Source organism: Serratia liquefaciens ATCC 27592 (assembly GCF_000422085.1).
Classification (GTDB): Bacteria; Pseudomonadota; Gammaproteobacteria; order Enterobacterales; family Enterobacteriaceae; genus Serratia; species Serratia liquefaciens.
This window is the reverse complement of the sequence record NC_021741.1, coordinates 283,366-299,998: the sequence shown is the minus strand read 5'-3', so window position 1 is coordinate 299,998 and position 16,633 is coordinate 283,366. Positions and strand designations below refer to the sequence as shown.

Sequence of the window (16,633 nt, the reverse complement as noted above, 5' to 3'; positions counted from 1 at the left end):
CCACAAAATTTTAACTTTTCGTTTTCAAAAAAACTTATTTTAAGGAGTAGACACTATGTTAGCCGTAGAATTGGTTATCGTTCTGCTGGCCATTTTTTTAGGGGCCAGGCTGGGCGGTATCGGGATTGGATTTGCAGGCGGGCTGGGGGTTTTGGTCCTGGCGTTGATTGGCGTGAAACCGGGCAGTATTCCGTTCGACGTCATTTCCATCATCATGGCGGTGATTGCCGCGATCTCGGCGATGCAGGTCGCCGGCGGTATGGACTATTTGGTGCAGCAAACGGAAAAACTGCTGCGCAAGAACCCCAAGCACATCACCATTCTGGCACCGATCGTCACCTATTTTCTGACTATCTTCGCCGGTACCGGCAACATTTCGCTTTCCGCACTGCCGGTGATCGCTGAAGTCGCGAAAGAACAGGGCATCAAGCCTTGCCGTCCGCTGTCTACCGCTGTGGTATCCGCCCAGATTGCCATCACCGCCTCGCCAATTTCTGCCGCGGTGGTGTACATGTCTTCAGTGATGGAAGGACACGGCGTCAGCTATCTGCACCTGCTGATGGTCGTGATGCCGTCTACCTTCTGCGCCGTACTGGTGATGTCGCTGCTGGTAAGCTGGCTGTTCGACTCCAAATTGTCGGACGATCCGGTTTACCTGAAACGCCTGGAAGAAGGCTTGGTAACACTGCGCGGCAACAAGATCATGGAAATCAAACCCCGCGCCAAAGTGTCGGTGCTGCTGTTCCTGCTAGGTGTGCTGTGCGTAGTGGCCTACGCCATCATCAACAGCCCGGGCTTGGGCCTGGTGGCAAAACCGCTGATGAACACCACCAACGCCATTCTAATCATCATGCTTAGCGTCGCTACCCTGACCACCCTGCTGTGCCGCGTCGATACCGATATGGTGCTTAATTCCAGCACCTTTAAGGCCGGTATGAGCGCCTGTATCTGTATTCTGGGTGTAGCCTGGTTGGGTGATACCTTTGTTCAAGCCAACATTGACTGGATCAAAGAGACTGCTGGCACGGTGATTCAATCGCATCCGTGGCTGTTGGCCGTGATTTTCTTCTTCTGCTCGGCGCTGCTGTATTCTCAGGCCGCCACCGCCAAGGCGCTGATGCCGATGGCGCTGGCGTTGAACGTATCGCCATTGACCGCAGTGGCTTCCTTCGCCGCCGTTTCCGGCCTGTTTATCCTGCCAACCTACCCAACCTGGTCGCCGCGGTACAAATGGATGATACCGGCACCACCCGCATCGGGCGTTTTGTGTTTAACCACCCGTTCTTTATCCCCGGCACCATCGGCGTGATATTGGCGGTGCTGTTTGGCTTCCTGCTGGGCAGCGTGATGCTGTAATGCTTCACCCCGGGGCTGCGGCCCCGGTTTCCCCTCTCCTGCCCCACTGGCGATAAACTCGCCTTCTAGCTGACCGCCCTTCAAGGTATAGTGCCCACTGATAATCTGGATGAGAGGGCTGAAGATGTCTGATTGCGAAGCTGTCGTCATACTCTGCACCGCACCCGATGAGGCTACGGCACAAGACCTGGCGGCCCGGGTTCTGGGGGAAAAGCTGGCGGCCTGCGCCACGCTGTTACCCGGCGCAACGTCGTTATATTACTGGGAAGGGAAACTGGAACAGGAATATGAAGTGCAGATGCTGTTCAAAAGCGATTGCCACCATCAAGATGCCCTGCTCAGCTACCTGAAACAACATCACCCCTACCAGACGCCAGAACTGTTGGTGCTGCCGGTGATGGCCGGAGATAAAGACTACCTGTTATGGATCAACGCCTCATTAAACTGATTTTTCTGCTTTGCAGCCTGTTCTTTCTGCCGCAGGCGGCCCAGGCTTCGCTGTTCGGCCAAAACGGCGGTAGCCAGTTCGTGCCTGTCGATCAGGCCTTCCCCTTTGATTTCAAACAGCAAGGCAATCAGCTGTCGCTGGACTGGCAAATTCGTCCCGGTTATTACCTCTATCGCCAGCAGATCAAACTGGTGCCAAAGCAGGCCACGCTGGGCGCCTTTGAACTGCCCGCCGGGCTGAGCCACAAAGACGAATTTTTCGGCGAGGTCGCCATTTTCAAGCAACAGCTGAATCTGAAGATTCCGCTGCAACAAGCAACGGCAGATGCCAGCCTGAGCGTGACCTACCAGGGCTGCGCGGAAGCCGGTTTCTGCTACCCGCCGGAAACGCGCGTGATCCCGTTGAATGCCGTGAGCGCCTCCGCCGCTCCGATACTCCCTACTGCGGCAGAGCCGGTACCGGCTCCCAATGATCTGCCGTTTTCACCGCTGTGGGCATTGCTGATCGGTATCGGTATCGCTTTCACCCCCTGCGTTTTGCCGATGTATCCTCTGATTTCCGGCATCATTCTGGGCCGTGAAAAACCGCATAGCAGCGGTCGAATTTTGGCGTTGGCCGTGGTTTACGTGCAGGGTATGGCGCTGACCTATACCTTGCTGGGTTTGGTGGTCGCTGCCGCCGGGCTGCAGTTTCAAGCGGCACTGCAACATCCGTACGTGTTGATCGGCCTCTCAGTGCTGTTTATCGCCTTGGCATTGTCGATGTTTGGCCTCTATTCCTTGCAATTACCGGCATCGCTGCAAACGCGTTTAGCGGGCTGGAGCAATACCCAAAAAGGAGGCTCGCTGCCCGGCGTGTTCCTGATGGGGGCTCTGGCTGGATTGATCTGTTCCCCTTGTACCACCGCACCACTCAGCGCGATTCTGCTCTACATTGCCCAGAGCGGTAATATGTGGGCCGGCGGCGGTACCTTGTACCTTTACGCATTAGGCATGGGGATCCCGCTGGTGCTCGTCACTCTGTTCGGCAACCGCCTGCTGCCGCGCAGCGGCCCATGGATGCAGTATGTCAAAGAGGCTTTCGGCTTTGTGATCCTCGCCCTGCCGGTATTTCTGCTGGAGCGTGTGATCGGCGATCTGTGGGGGCTGCGGCTGTGGAGCCTGCTGGGCCTGGCGTTCTTCGGCTGGGCATTTGCCCTTAGCCTGAAAACCTCCCGCGGCTGGGCCCGTGTTTTACAGATGCTATTACTGGCAGCGGCAGTGATTGCCGCACGGCCGTTGCAAGACTGGGCTTTTGGCGTTAACAGCACTCAGCAGGCAGCACCACATCTGAACTTTACGCAGATCAGTAATGTGGAGCAGCTCAACCTGGCGCTGCAGCAAGCACAGGGTAAACCAGTGATGTTGGATCTTTATGCCGATTGGTGCGTCGCCTGCAAAGAGTTCGAAAAGTATACCTTTAGTGATGCGGCCGTTCAGGCTAAGCTGGCCAATGCCGTGCTGCTGCAGGCGGATGTGACCGCCAACAATGCCGAACAGGCAGCGCTGCTCAAGCACTTGAAAGTCCTGGGTTTGCCGACAATTCTATTTTTTAACGGCGCAGGACAAGAGTTGACGGCCCAGCGGGTGACTGGATTTATGGATGCTCCAACGTTCAACGCGCATTTGCAGAAAGTAGTGCAATAAATAACACTGAAGTTCAGAACCGAATTTGGAGGGAGCACAAGTGCAACGCGAACAAGTTCTTGATACGGCACTGGGTCTGTTGGAACAACAGGGCCTGGCAACCACCACATTAGAAATGCTGGCAGAAAAACTCGACGTACAGCCGAGCGATCTTAAACGCTTCTGGCCGGATCGCGAAGCGCTGCTGTATGACTGCCTGCGCTATCATGGCCAGCAAATTGACACCTGGCGTCGTCAGTTGCTGCTGGACGAAGCCCTGAGCCCACAGCAAAAATTGCTGGCACGCTACGACGTGCTGGCAGAGTACGTACAACACGATCGCTATCCCGGCTGCCTGTTTATTGCCGCCTGTAGCTTCTTCCCTGAGGTAGATCACCCTATCCACCAACTGGCCGAGCAGCAGAAGCTGACTTCGCTGGAACTGACCCGTGACCTGCTGCGAGAAATGGACGCCGACGATGCGGATATGGTGGCGCAGCAGATGGAACTGATCCAAGAGGGCTGCCTCAGCAAACTGCTGATAAAACGTCAGCTCCAGGACGTATCCGTTGCCAAGCGCTTGGCGGAAGACATCTTGCAGGTCGCTCAGTGCCGCAGAAATGGCGCATTAAGCTGAATGACACCGTGGCGGCGAGCGCAACCACGGTACTTTACGCCCATCTCGCGCTTTTTTTGCTCCCTTTGACTGAAAAGCCAGCAACCGGACGCGTTTTGCCTTATTTCGTTCACAAAGCCGTTGACTGACTTCGGCCAATACGGTTTAATGCTGCGCGTTGCCCGGATAGCTCAGTCGGTAGAGCAGGGGATTGAAAATCCCCGTGTCCTTGGTTCGATTCCGAGTCCGGGCACCACTATTTAGAAGAACCCGCCTATGGCGGGTTTTTTGCTTTCTGAAACAGGACTCTTCATCGAACAAGTTCGATTATTCGGCCAGAGGCCTCACCCTGCGGGCCAACGCTAAAGCGTTGTTCAATCCGGCGCAAGCGCCCGTTGTCCGAGTCCGGGCACCACTATTTAGAAGAACCCGCCTATGGCGGGTTTTTTGCTTTCTGAAACAGGACTCTTCATCGAACACGTTCGATTATTCGGCCAGAGGCCTCACCCTGCGGGCCAACGCTAAAGCGTTGTTCAATCCGGCGCAAGCGCCCGTTGTCCGAGTCCGGGCACCCTATTTAGAAGAACCCGCCTATGGCGGTTTTTTTTGCTTTCTGAGACAGGACTCTTCATCGAACAAGTTCGATTTTTCGGCCAAAGGCCTCACCCTGCGAGCCAACGCTAAAGCGTTGCTCAATCCGGCGCAAGCGCCTGTTGTCCGAGTCCGGGCACCCTATTTAGAAGAACCCGCCTATGGCGGTTTTTTGCTTTCTGGGGTTTCGGTAGATCTCTGGTCGCGTTGATCGCTGAAGTCACTACCCTGCTTCTTCCATCCAGCCAGAGCATTTCTCTTTAGTGTCCCTCCCCTGCGGTCTCTATGGCTTTAGCTGGTCGGCTATAAACTGCCAATAACCATTATTCCCATCATGATGTGTATATTTTGGGTAAATCATCAAGACAGGCTGCATCCGATCTTTGTCCGGTCTTAGGAAACTCGCTTCATCTCTCTCTTTCAGATATGTGAAACAAGTGAATCTGGCCAGGCCCTCTTCTGCATTTACCTGAGCTTTATTTGCATAGACGCAGCCACTTCTGGCAAACAGTATGGGCGTGCATTGACACATCTCCTGCACTTAAAGAAAACTATGACCGTTGCATGTGCCAAGAGCGGAAGTTGCTAAAGTGGCTTGTCTTAGGGGCAATATCAACCATGTGTCGCGATACTTTAAAACGAATTTCCGGAATTGATGCTTTATCCAGATTTTTGAGAATGTACTCGGTATGGCACAAGGAACCTGGTTCACTAATCTTAGCCACGGGAGTGATATGTCTGATCTTTAATGGAGATGATTCGCCTGTCTTCGATCCCACGACTTAATAAAAACCAGCAAACCTCATCAACACTATTTTGGTAGTCCACCGAGTTAATAATATGGAAATACCATCATTTGAACTGATAGATCAAAAGGTTGAAGTTTCGTGACTGCGACTTGGAGAGCTCGGGACAATGGATACACACACTTTCAGTTTTTATCTCAACGCCTAAATAACTGTTTGAAAGTCGCGAGAAAGCACGAAAAATCAACCATAAATTATTTTTAATTCTGACCAATTTAAAAACGAGTTTTGTAAATCCCCGTGGGCGTTTAAGTTGGCGCCGGTTGAACAATCGATGTTGCCCGGCGCCAGTACCGCCATGCCCCCACGCAGAGCGACCTCGCGTGGACTCAGTCGGCCTTCGAAGCCTGGGCCTGTGTTTCCTCCACCGGGCAATAAGGTGTAGGATCGACTGGCCAGATCACTTTACCGTTGCCGGCTACCAATTGTTCCGCGCCACAATGGGTATGCTTGATAGCGAACAGTGGCCTACCCTGAAGGTCGTAGGCCGCACGCAGCATTCTCACGGCGTTGTCACCTTCACCCACTTGGTCGTACCCAAAGACAACATTGCGATCTCTGTCGATGACGAGTTCCTGCCACTCGGGGGCAATCAACTGCTTACCATCCAGATTCAATAGCGCTACGTGACTCTTCTTGTTCAGGCCGTCAATCGCGCGCAAGTAGTGGCCGCTCTCATCGAGTTTGATGTTTATGAACTGCTCCGGCTTAGCCAGCACTTTACCAGCGGCATCCATTACACCTACGGCGGGAATCAATTCGCTCTGACCCAACATGGTCACGGTGATCATCGGTGTATCAACGCGGCTGAACACGAAACGATCCGGCGTAAGCACGCCCACCTGCTTGTAGGTAGTGGGCACCAACTCGCGACCGTTGTTCAGGTCATAGATGCCAGCGGTGTACGAGAACGTCGACTCTTTCTTGAACACAGAGGCATAGCCCGGTACGTAGTTGATCATGCCCAACGTGCCGAGGCCTGCCTTCTGCGCATAGTCATAGGTGGGTTGCATCATCCATGCGCCGCTACGATCGATCACGCCATACTTGGAGTTGTCCCGGTTGACACCCCCGCTGGCCTTGGCAAACGCACCTTTCTTGCTGAAAGGCATACAGTCGGCAAAGCGTGGCTCGATCACTATCTTGCCGGTGTAATCCATGTAACCGCAGGAGCTGTCATACTTTTCGCGAAAGCTCACCAAGCCTTCGCTGGGTATACCTAACCAGTTGTACTTGGCAGGTATAGTGAGTGTACCGCTGGCATCGATAAGTCCTTTGCTCTTGAAATCGGGCGAAGTCACTACCATATGGCCGTCCTGCATCTCGCCTATTTCACTGTAATCGGCCTTTTTCTGCGAACCGTCTTTGAGGTTAATGATCCAGTTCTGGTTTCCACGCTTGCCTATGACGAGACCTCCACGTTTGGAGAAATCCTGGCGTAAAGTCAAGGAGTCATAGAGCGCATCGGTGAGGTGCTTGCCGTGAACATCAAGGATGCCATTCTTGCCGTTCAACTCATAACCAATGTACTGGCCGTCGCGGACGGAAAACATATCGTCGTAACGCGCGGGCTGCACTTCGTTGCCGTGATAGTCCATGGCCCCGACCTTGCCGTCATGGGTGAAGGCGAAGTAACCGGGTACAAGGTCATATATGTTCTCACCCAGCGTCTTGATCGGCGTCTTAGTCTTGACGTCGGCCAACTGCCATGTGTTGCCTTGTTGCAGCAGCATGGTGTCGTTCATGGGGAATGAGGCGTAGGCGTCATACTGATCGCTATCAAATGGCACCAGCAACGCAGCCGTCTGGTCTATTACGGCACAACTGTCGTTGACACATATGGCGCTGTTAAATGGTTGCGGGGCAGGGACTTTCGGTTGTTGCGTTTGATCGGCTGACTTGCCATCGGAGTAGCAGGCACTGAGCAGCACGGCCAGGCTGGCAACAAATAACAAACGGGGGAAAGGTGACGATACATGTCGTTGAAATAGTCCTTATAAAGTATTAACGTGGCGAATTAAGCTCGACTGGGGAAAAGGCGCAATGAACATTCATAATTTGCCGCCTGATTGTTATTAATAAACCAGCTCAAAAAGAATAGATACAGGGGAAATCCGAAATGAGAAAAAAATATTATGATAGCTATCGGACATTCACACTTTTGTGCCTTATTCAGGGGCAGTGTGAAACTTACGATAAAAACGGTGAACCCACTGTAAATGGCTAGCCGATTATTTATTAATTCTTTCAACCGCCGTTCAAGCTTCTGGGTGCGCAACATTTTTTGTAGATAAACCGTCCGCAGGTATGATGATCAAAAAATACCTTGTCATCAACTAAACGAACCTAATACATTACTTTTTTAAATCCAGAGACATTAATTTATCATTCATACAGTTGCCACACTAAAGCCACTTAAAAACATTCTTTTATCAAAATCGGTTAGCACAAATAGCTATCGAGGATCACATTGGCAGCAAAACACCGATTTAATCGTCTTTTAATTACAGATGCTGTCAATTATCAATAACATGATAGCAAGCGCTGTGAATCCTTTGTATTATCTCGCCCCCTCGAAACCACGCCGCTGGTGACCCTGGGCAGATATCTGGTATGAAATAGAAGTCTGGCCGAAAGTTGAACCTTCAGCTAGCCAGTACAGATTATTACTCAAACTTGATAACGTATAATCATGACCCCTATTTAAAAAAACTGCCTATAGCTGGATTTTTTGCTTTCTGGGATAAGGCACGACCTTATTGCGCATCGAGCCAGGCCGAAAGCTGCGTCAATTCCTCCGTGAGGATTTGACGCAGCGGAATCAATTTATCCGGTGTCTGCTCCAGCTCGGAACAGGCCTCAACCGCACGCTGCATGCCCAAACTGGCACAGCTGCTTTTTAGTTTATGTGCCAAATGCACAACTCTGCGCACATCGCCCGCTTCGCTGGCCTGTTCAAGCTCAGTAACCCATAACAAGGCATGTTCTACGAACAAGTCTCGCCACTCGCTGATTTTCTCTTTACCGAACACCGCCATATCCTGCGTTAGCTGAACGAAATCCAAACTGGGAGCGAGCCGCATCGGGCGTTTTTCTGCTGTTAAATAGTGCTCAATCAGTCGGCTTAATGCTGCACAGGCGATAGGCTTTTGTATCAATCCGCAGAATATTTCGCCGACGCGGAGCCTTAACGTTTCGTCGGCAACATGGGCGCTGAAACCAATAAGGGGTAACTGTGGCTGCAACGCAGCAATCAGCCCAGAGAGCGTCACACCGTCCATATCCGGCAGATCCAAATCCACCAGTACACCGCTGAATGCGCCATCAACTGCCAATAGGTTCAATGCGCTTTGGCCATCGCCAACCACCTCAACCATGGCATGGCAAGACAGCAACATTTCGGCAGTAATACGCTGGGTGACCAAGTTATCTTCCACCAGCAGCAGACGGTAACCCGAAAGATCCGTTCGTTCTTCTGCCCGATGCTGTATTGGCGTGGCTGCAACAACCAGCGGCAGATTCAGTGAAAAGCAACTGCCGCTTCCCGGCGTGCTGTTGACGCTTAAGCTGCCTTGCAGTGCCTCCGCCAGCCCCCGGCTGATCGCCAATCCCAGCCCGGTGCCACCGCGCTTGGCCGTCAGCTGTACAAAGGGTTTGAAAATCTGTGCCAGTGCTTCACCGGCAATGCCACACCCCGTATCTGCAACGTCAATTTGCCAGCGCGGCCCATCAATATGGCAGCGAATCTCCACCCGGCCTTGATCGGTGAAACGCAGGGCGTTAGCCAGCAAATTCATCACAATTTGGCGAATACGCCGCGGATCACCCTTCAGCCATTGCGGCAATTCATCAGCACAAGTGAGAACCAATGTAATCTCACGATGACGTACCCGCCCGGAGATTAACCTCATGATACTCGCCAGTAACTGACGTGGGTCGAATGCCTCGTCGTTGAGCGTCACGCTGCCCTTACCCGCCTCTAGCGCTGAATAATCCAGAATATCGTTGAGGATCGCCAATAGACTCTCACCGGAGTCATTGATCGCCTGTACGTAGGAAAGGTTCTTTAGCGATAGCGGCTGTTCCGACAACAGCTGAGCCGTGCCCAGAATACCGTGCAACGGGGTTCGAATTTCATGGCTCATTGCGGCCAAAAAGGCCGACTTAGCCCGGTTGGCCTTTTCCGCCTCAGCACGAGCCTGATGGTGCTCTACCACCATTGCTTCCAATTCGGCCGTACGTAATTCAACTTGTGCCGCAAGATATTGCCGCTGATTTTGCAGGGCGTCGGCATTTGCGCGGAAAGCCTCCATCAACTGCCCCATGGTATTTAATTCACGCACGCCGGATGTTGCGGGGAAGGGAGAGTTGAGATCGCCCTCCAATAACCTTTGCAAAGCTGCGGTTTGCTTCGCCAATGGCAACGTCACCGAATGCCAAACCACGCGCCACAAGATTAGCGACAGTGCCACCAACGAAAACAAACTCAAGATAATCAGCCAGAACTTACCCGTTTCTCGAGCCTGTCGAAGGGTCTCTAACGCCTGACTATTGCGCCGTTCAATATCACCGACCTGACGACTGATTTCAGCACTGAAACGAGTAAACATATCCAGGTTGTTTTGTGACAGTGCCTGAAGCTGCGCGCGGATATCCCTTTCCCGCTTATACAGTGTCGCAAGCTGTTGATAACGTGTCAGAGTCTGCAATTCACGCGCTATCTTCTCGCTGGTGAGGGGATCTTCGACGCGCTCTTGCCTGCGCTGGAGAATGCGAACGTAGCTGCCGATACGGGAGATTAATTCGGCTGGCGCACGCTCGGCAAGTTGCTTCTCCAACAGCAAAATCAGATGCTCAATTTGTATCGCATTAAGCCGCAGCTCCGCCATTTGGTTTTGGTATTCAAAATCGATATCAATCAGGCGATCCAATGCCTGCTCTGCGGCATGATTGCGATGCTGCTCAATCAAATCGTAAATCCCTGCCTGCGTGACGCCTGCGGCAGTTGCAGCATTGTTTAACTGCCCTTTGGCCAACTCGGCAATGCGGGCCGCCGCATCCATAATTTCACGGGAAAGATCGCGTTGCTGCTTGCGCAATGCCAGGCGCCGGCCCACCAATTCGCCCTGCAGGCCTAAACTGTGTGTAATGTCGGACTCCTGTTGCTCTATCGCCGCCGTATCAAATCCTTGACTGCGTAAACGTTCCAAGAGCCGGCTGATACGCAAACTTTGTACCGTGAGCATTTTCCCTTGCTCGATCCAATCTGCGTGCGTATCGGCATTCGTCAGGCTTTGAGCGGAAAACAATTCGTAAGCACTGGCCTCGCTGAGTTGACGAGCTATATTCATCGTTGGGATCACTGACCGGGTATTGTTTTGTTCGACTTCGCCAATAAAGCGAAAGCCCAACCAGCCTATCAACGAACTGATCAACGCTAACCCTGCCATCAGCAAAAAAGCCAACCAAAGTCGCCGTGTTAACGAAGGGTGCCCCATAGGTATCCTGATGATGAAATTAAAGTTGTTTTATCAGTGACGAAACCTCTAGCATAAAGGCTTATTAATTATGAGGCTATTATGCGCAACGCGATTTTCCGTTTTCTTGTATCGTTTTTCTGCGGCACGATAACCTGTTCGGCATTGGCGGTCTCACCGGCCCCTCTGGTGCGCTGGCTAAACGAGCGTCAATCTGAGCCAACTGCCGCCACGCCAGTATTGCAGGCGGAACGTCGTTGGAAACTGTGCGCCCTCTATCCCAGTCTGAAAGACGCTTACTGGCTCTCCATCAACTACGGCATGGTGCAGGAAGCCCAACGCACCAATGTGACGCTGAAGATATTTGAAGCCGGCGGGTATTCGCAGCTTGAAGCCCAGCGCGAGCAATTAACGCTCTGTCGCCAATGGCAGGCCGATGCGATTTTGCTTGGCAGCAGCCTGGCTCAATTCCCCGATCTGGCGGCTTCCGTTGGCGACACGCCGGTGATTGCCGTAGTGAATGAGCTGAACTTTGCGGCTACCCGCTCCCGGGTGGGCGTACCCTGGTTTCAAATGGGTTACCAACCCGGCCGATACCTGATCGATCATCCCCCTCACCCTTCACTCAATGTACTGCTGATGCCTGGGCCAAAAGATGCAGGCGGTAGCCAGGAAATGATCGACGGGTTTCGCACCGCAGTTGAAGGCAGTTCGATACAGATAGTCGATGTGGTTTATGGCGATAATGACGTAGAGATCCAACGTAATTTGTTGCAGGACATGTTGGAAAAACACCCTGAAATCAATCTGGTCGCGGGGAACGCCATCGCCGCGCAAGTGGCCATGGGGGAGGCGCGCAATCGCCCTCATCCCTTGGGGATTGTCTCTTTTTATCTGTCACATCAGGTGTATCGGGGACTTAAACGAAACAGAATAATCATGGCGGTCAGTGACCAGATGGTGCTTCAGGGTGAGCTGGCTATCGATCAAGCCATCAGAGTTTTGCAGCAACAAAGCGTGGAAAATAATATCAGCCCGCAAATCCTGCTGCTGACGCCGGCGAATATCACCCCAGAGAAGGTAAAGTTGTCCCTTTCTCCCCTGGGTTTTCGTCCGGTGTACCTGTTTCCGTCAGCTGACCTCGGCCGCCAGGAAGTAACCCTCCCCGTGCCGAGTGACAAAGAGTTCGTGACTCAGTTTGTTTCTCAATCTGCGAATTAGGACATCCACGGTACGGAGATCCGGCTGTTCCACCCGCTGGGATGACAACATCCGTAACAGCCGCTCACGGCTCAATACCGTGCCCGGGTTGGTGATAAAGGCCAACAGCATTTCATATTCAGCCCGAGTCAGGCGAATTTGCTCCCCCTCACACTCCAGCGTATGCCGGGAAGGATTAAGGCAATACCCGGCGAACAGATAGCAGTTCTCCTGCTGCCCCTGCCTGGCAGGCATTTTGGCAAGATCGATGCGCCACAGGAGGTTTTTAACCCGCACCACCAGCTCACGCAACTCCAGTGGTTTGGTCACATAGTCATCCGCTCCCATCTCCAGCCCTACAATCCGATCAATCTGATCGCAACGCCCAGTAACGAGAATAATGCCGACGTTTGAACGTTCACGCAGGGCTCGTGTCAACAACAAACCATTTTCATTGGGCAGGTTGATATCCAGCAGCACCAAATCCACCGGCTGAAGCAGCATAATTTCCTTCAGCCCCGCGCCACTTTCAGCCACAGAAACCTGATAGCCCTCATGAACAAAATAATCACGTAAGCGCGCTTGCGTAACCGGATCGTCCTCAACGATAACAATGTGATGGCTCATGATTTCACTCCCGCCCCAGTCTGTTCATATCCATTCATATTCTGACTTATTCCATTCATCCAGACCCGTGACCCCGTTCATATTTACTCAATATCCTACTAAAGGAGTACCCATAATAACGAGAAGGTTTATTTATGAGCAAACTTTGGCGAAAACTGACACGGCCCAGTGCCAAGTGGTCAGTGCTGGCACTGTTAGGGATCGGTTGTATTCTCGGATTGGCCATCATCATCGTGCCGCACGCTGGCATTAAGCTGACCAGCAATACGGAATTTTGCGTCAGTTGTCATGCGATGCAGCCGGTATATCAAGAATATAAACAGTCCGTTCACTTTAAAAATGCGTCCGGCGTACGCGCAGAATGCCGTGACTGCCATATCCCACCGGATGTTCCGGGCATGCTGTGGCGCAAATTGGAAGCAGCCAACGATCTCTATCAAAACTTTATTGCTCATTCGATCGATACCCCGGAAAAATTCGAAGCGAAACGTGCCGAGCTGGCCAAGCGCGAATGGAAGCGCATGAAAGACAACAACTCCGTCGGCTGCCGTTCCTGCCATAACTACGAAGCCATGGAGCACAGCAAGCAGCACCCGGAAGCGGCCAAACAGATGAGCATCGCAGCGAAAGACAATCAGTCTTGCGTTGATTGTCACAAGGGGATTGCTCACCAACTGCCGGACATGAGTAGCGGTTTCCGCAAACAGTTTGAAGATATGCGCCTGCGCGCCGACGAAAACAGCGACGGCAACACGCTGTATACGTTGGACATGAAACCTATCTACGCGGCCAAAGGCGATAAAGAACCGGCTGGCTCACTGCTGCCGGCCTCAGAAGTTAAGGTCTTAAAACGTGACGGCGATTGGCTCGAAGTGCAAATCGTGGGTTGGACAGAAACCGAGGGGCGCCAACGCGTACTGTCGCTGCTGCCTGGCAAACGCATTTTTGTGTCGTCCATTCGTGATGAAGTGCAAAAACACGCCCAAACGCTTGAAAAAACCACGGTAGCCGCCACCGGTGCGGAGTGGAGCAAATTGCAAACTACCGCATGGGTACAAAAAGGCGATCTGGTCAACGATATCAAGCCTATCTGGGCCTACACCAGCGCACTGTACACCGGCACCTGTAACCAGTGTCACGGTGCCCCTGACATTGCGCACTTTGATGCCAACGGTTGGATCGGAACGCTGAACGGCATGGTGGGCTTTACCAGCCTTGATAAGCGCGAAGAACGCACCTTGCTGAAGTATTTGCAGATGAATGCTTCCGATACCGGCGGCGCAGACCAGAAACACTAAGGGAGAATGCACATGAAATCATCACAGAATATCAGCTTGTCCCGCCGTCGCTTTCTGGCTCAGCTTGGCGGATTAACGGCCATTGGCATGATTGGTCCTTCGCTGTTAGTGCCCAAAAACGCACTGGCCCAGGGTGGCCTGCAAGAAGGCATACTGACCGGCTCCCACTGGGGGGCTATCCGTGCCACCGTGATGGACGGGCGGTTTATCGCCGCCAAACCCTTTGAAATGGATAAATATCCCTCAAAAATGATTGCGGGCCTGCCCGATCACGTTCATGGCACAGCACGCATCCGTTACCCGATGGTGAGAATTGACTGGCTGCGCAAACGCCATTTGAGTGATACCACCCAGCGCGGCGATAACCGCTTTGTGCGGGTAAGTTGGGATGAAGCACTGAACCTGTTCTATCAAGAGCTTGAGCGGATGCAAAAAACCTACGGCCCGTCTGCTCTGCTATCCGGCACCGGTTGGCAATCGACCGGCATGTTCCACAATGCCGCGGGCATGCTGGCTCGGGCGCTGGCCCTGCACGGAGATTCTGTCGGTACCGGCGGTGACTATTCAACCGGTGCCGCTCAGGTGATTTTGCCGCGGGTCGTGGGATCAATGGAAGTATATGAACAGCAAACCTCCTGGCCGTTGGTGCTGAAAAACAGCAAAACGCTGGTGCTCTGGGGCTCGGATCTGGTCAAAAATCAGCAGGCCAACTGGTGGTGCCCAGATCATGATGTCTATGAGTATTACGCCGAGCTAAAGGCCAAGGCGGCCAAAGGTGAAATCAACGTCGTCAGCATTGACCCTGTGGTGTCATCTACCCATGAGTTTTTAGGTCGCGAACATGTGCAGCATATAGCAATAAACCCGCAAACGGATGTGCCCTTGCAATTAGCGCTGGCGCACACACTGTACAGCGAGAATCTGCATGATGCCCACTTCCTCAAAACCTATTGCGTTGGCTTCGATCAGTTTCTCCCTTACTTGTTGGGCCAAACGGACAGCCAGCCCAAAGATGCCAAATGGGCATCGGCGCTGTGTGGTATTGATGCCGAAATCATCCGGGCACTGGCTCGCCAAATGGCAGCCAACCGTACGCAAATCATTGCAGGCTGGTGTGTGCAACGCATGCAACACGGTGAACAATGGGCATGGATGACGGTAGTGGTGGCGGCGATGCTTGGCCAAATCGGCTTACCTGGTGGCGGGTTCGGTTTTGGTTGGCACTACAACGGCGCAGGCACACCAAGCCGCAAAGGAGTGATCCTGAGCGGTTTCTCGGGATCCACCAACACACCGGCACGCTATGCCAAAGGGGATTTCAAAGGTTACAGCAGTACCATTCCGATCGCGCGCTTTATCGATGCCATGCTAGACCCGGGCAAGGAGATCGATTGGAATGGCAAACGCGTCAAGCTCCCAATGCTGAAAATGTGCGTATTTGCAGGTACCAACCCGTTCCATCGCCATCAGCAGGTTAACCGGATGATTGCCGGCTGGCAGAAGCTGGAAACCGTCATTTCTATCGATAATCAGTGGACCTCAACCTGTCGTTTTGCCGATATCGTTCTGCCAGCCACCACGCAATTCGAACGCAACGATCTCGATCAGTTTGGCAACCACTCCAATCGCGGCATTATCGCGATGAAACAGCTGGTACCGCCGCAATTTGAGGCACGTAATGACTTCGATATCCTGCGCGAACTTTGCAAACTGTTCGATCGCGAACGTGATTTCACCGAAGGCCTGGATGAAATGGGGTGGATCAAACGTATCTACCAGGACGGCGCACGCCAGGGCAAAGGACGCGGCGTGGCTTTGCCTGCATTCGATGAATTTTGGGATGGTGACGGCTACGTCGAGTTCCATCATCCCGAAATGTTCGTGCGTCACCAGGCGTTTCGTCAAGATCCGGACCTGGAGCCTTTAGGTACCCCAAGCGGTCTGATCGAGATTTACTCAAAGAGCATTGCCGATATGAATTATAAGAACTGCAAAGGTTACCCAATGTGGTTTGAAAAAGCAGAACGCTCACACGGCGGACCGCTTTCAGCGAGCTATCCACTGCATTTGCAGTCGGTGCATCCCGATTTCCGACTGCACTCACAGCTGTGTGAATCTGAAACCTTGCGTGCGCAGTACAGCGTCGCGGGCAAGGAGCCGGTATTTATCAGCCCACAGGACGCTATTGCTCGCGGCATCAATAATGGCGATGTTGTACGAGTATTTAACGCACGTGGCCAGGTTTTAGCCGGCGCTGTAGTTTCAGATCGCTATTCGCCGGGCGTGATCCGCATCCATGAAGGTGCCTGGTACGATCCTGAACGCGGTGGCGTGGCAGGCACACTGTGCAAATACGGTAATCCAAACGTGTTGACGTTGGACATCGGCTCATCCGAACTGGCTCAGGCGACCAGCGCCCATACGGCCCTCGTTGAGATTGAACGCTTTAATGGCAAAATCGAACCCGTTACCGCGTTTGATGGCCCGTTCGAAATGGTCGCTCGATGCGACTATGTATCGATGACGCCAGCAAACATGCCGCAGTAAGGA

The 16,633-nt window shown here is 52.9% G+C and carries 9 protein-coding genes, 1 tRNA gene and 1 pseudogene; 8 read left to right on the top strand and 3 right to left on the bottom strand.

Annotated elements, in window-relative coordinates:
• Positions 1–55 precede the first annotated feature (55 nt).
• The 5 genes and pseudogenes from M495_RS01330 (at position 56) to M495_RS01310 (ending at position 4,340) form a co-directional block, all read left to right on the top strand.
• Positions 56–1,356, top strand: a pseudogene (locus M495_RS01330) (anaerobic C4-dicarboxylate transporter).
• 124 nt (positions 1,357–1,480) lie between these two features.
• Positions 1,481–1,804: a divalent cation tolerance protein CutA gene (gene cutA, locus M495_RS01325; protein WP_020824880.1), complete on the top strand. Its 324-nt coding sequence runs from the start codon at positions 1,481–1,483 to the stop codon at positions 1,802–1,804.
• Positions 1,780–3,489: a protein-disulfide reductase DsbD gene (locus tag M495_RS01320; RefSeq protein WP_020824879.1), complete on the top strand. Its 1,710-nt coding sequence runs from the start codon at positions 1,780–1,782 to the stop codon at positions 3,487–3,489. The genes cutA and M495_RS01320 overlap by 25 nt, the downstream gene beginning before the upstream one ends.
• Before the next feature lie 40 nt (positions 3,490–3,529).
• Positions 3,530–4,105, top strand: coding sequence for a division control transcriptional repressor DicD (dicD, locus tag M495_RS01315; protein ID WP_020824878.1), 576 nt, complete (start codon positions 3,530–3,532; stop codon positions 4,103–4,105).
• A gap of 159 nt (positions 4,106–4,264) precedes the next feature.
• A tRNA-Phe gene (locus M495_RS01310) sits at positions 4,265–4,340 on the top strand.
• Positions 4,341–5,810: 1,470 nt separating this feature from the next.
• On the opposite strand, the gene M495_RS01295 is transcribed toward M495_RS01310, so the two are convergent.
• Together M495_RS01295 and torS are read right to left on the bottom strand one after the other, a co-directional pair.
• Positions 5,811–7,214, bottom strand: a complete 1,404-nt coding sequence (locus M495_RS01295; RefSeq protein WP_169534187.1) for a WG repeat-containing protein — start codon at positions 7,212–7,214, stop codon at positions 5,811–5,813.
• Between the two features lie 1,023 nt (positions 7,215–8,237).
• The gene (gene torS, locus M495_RS01290) at positions 8,238–10,979 is read right to left on the bottom strand and encodes a TMAO reductase system sensor histidine kinase/response regulator TorS (RefSeq protein ID WP_041414131.1); all 2,742 of its coding nucleotides are present in this window, start codon (positions 10,977–10,979) and stop codon (positions 8,238–8,240) included.
• An 81-nt stretch (positions 10,980–11,060) separates the two neighbouring features.
• Between torS and torT the strand changes: the two genes are divergently transcribed.
• Positions 11,061–12,179: a TMAO reductase system periplasmic protein TorT gene (gene torT / locus M495_RS01285; RefSeq protein ID WP_020824874.1), complete on the top strand. Its 1,119-nt coding sequence runs from the start codon at positions 11,061–11,063 to the stop codon at positions 12,177–12,179.
• On the opposite strand, the gene torR is transcribed toward torT, so the two are convergent.
• Positions 12,090–12,785: a two-component system response regulator TorR gene (gene torR, locus M495_RS01280; protein ID WP_041414129.1), complete on the bottom strand. Its 696-nt coding sequence runs from the start codon at positions 12,783–12,785 to the stop codon at positions 12,090–12,092. The genes torT and torR overlap by 90 nt on opposite strands.
• 134 nt (positions 12,786–12,919) lie before the next feature.
• Here torR and torC point away from each other — a divergent pair, with 134 nt between their 5' ends.
• Together torC and torA are read left to right on the top strand one after the other, a co-directional pair.
• Positions 12,920–14,083 (top strand): pentaheme c-type cytochrome TorC, encoded by a 1,164-nt coding sequence (gene torC, locus M495_RS01275; protein ID WP_020824872.1) that lies wholly within the window; start codon positions 12,920–12,922, stop codon positions 14,081–14,083.
• 12 nt (positions 14,084–14,095) lie between these two features.
• A complete protein-coding gene (gene torA / locus M495_RS01270; protein WP_020824871.1) occupies positions 14,096–16,630 on the top strand; it encodes a trimethylamine-N-oxide reductase TorA in 2,535 nt (844 codons plus the stop codon).
• The last annotated feature ends 3 nt before the right edge of the window (positions 16,631–16,633 follow it).

Excerpts from the sequence above, each read along its gene's own strand:
- torA (WP_020824871.1), top strand. The coding sequence starts at position 14,096 with ATGAAATCATCACAGAATATCAGCTTGTCCCGCCGTCGCTTTCTGGCT.
- torC (WP_020824872.1), top strand. The coding sequence starts at position 12,920 with ATGAGCAAACTTTGGCGAAAACTGACACGGCCCAGTGCCAAGTGGTCA.
- M495_RS01295 (WP_169534187.1), bottom strand. The coding sequence starts at position 7,214 with ATGCTGCTGCAACAAGGCAACACATGGCAGTTGGCCGACGTCAAGACT.
- torR (WP_041414129.1), bottom strand. The coding sequence starts at position 12,785 with ATGAGCCATCACATTGTTATCGTTGAGGACGATCCGGTTACGCAAGCG.
- cutA (WP_020824880.1), top strand. The coding sequence starts at position 1,481 with ATGTCTGATTGCGAAGCTGTCGTCATACTCTGCACCGCACCCGATGAG.
- torS (WP_041414131.1), bottom strand. The coding sequence starts at position 10,979 with ATGGGGCACCCTTCGTTAACACGGCGACTTTGGTTGGCTTTTTTGCTG.
- torT (WP_020824874.1), top strand. The coding sequence starts at position 11,061 with ATGCGCAACGCGATTTTCCGTTTTCTTGTATCGTTTTTCTGCGGCACG.
- M495_RS01320 (WP_020824879.1), top strand. The coding sequence starts at position 1,780 with ATGGATCAACGCCTCATTAAACTGATTTTTCTGCTTTGCAGCCTGTTC.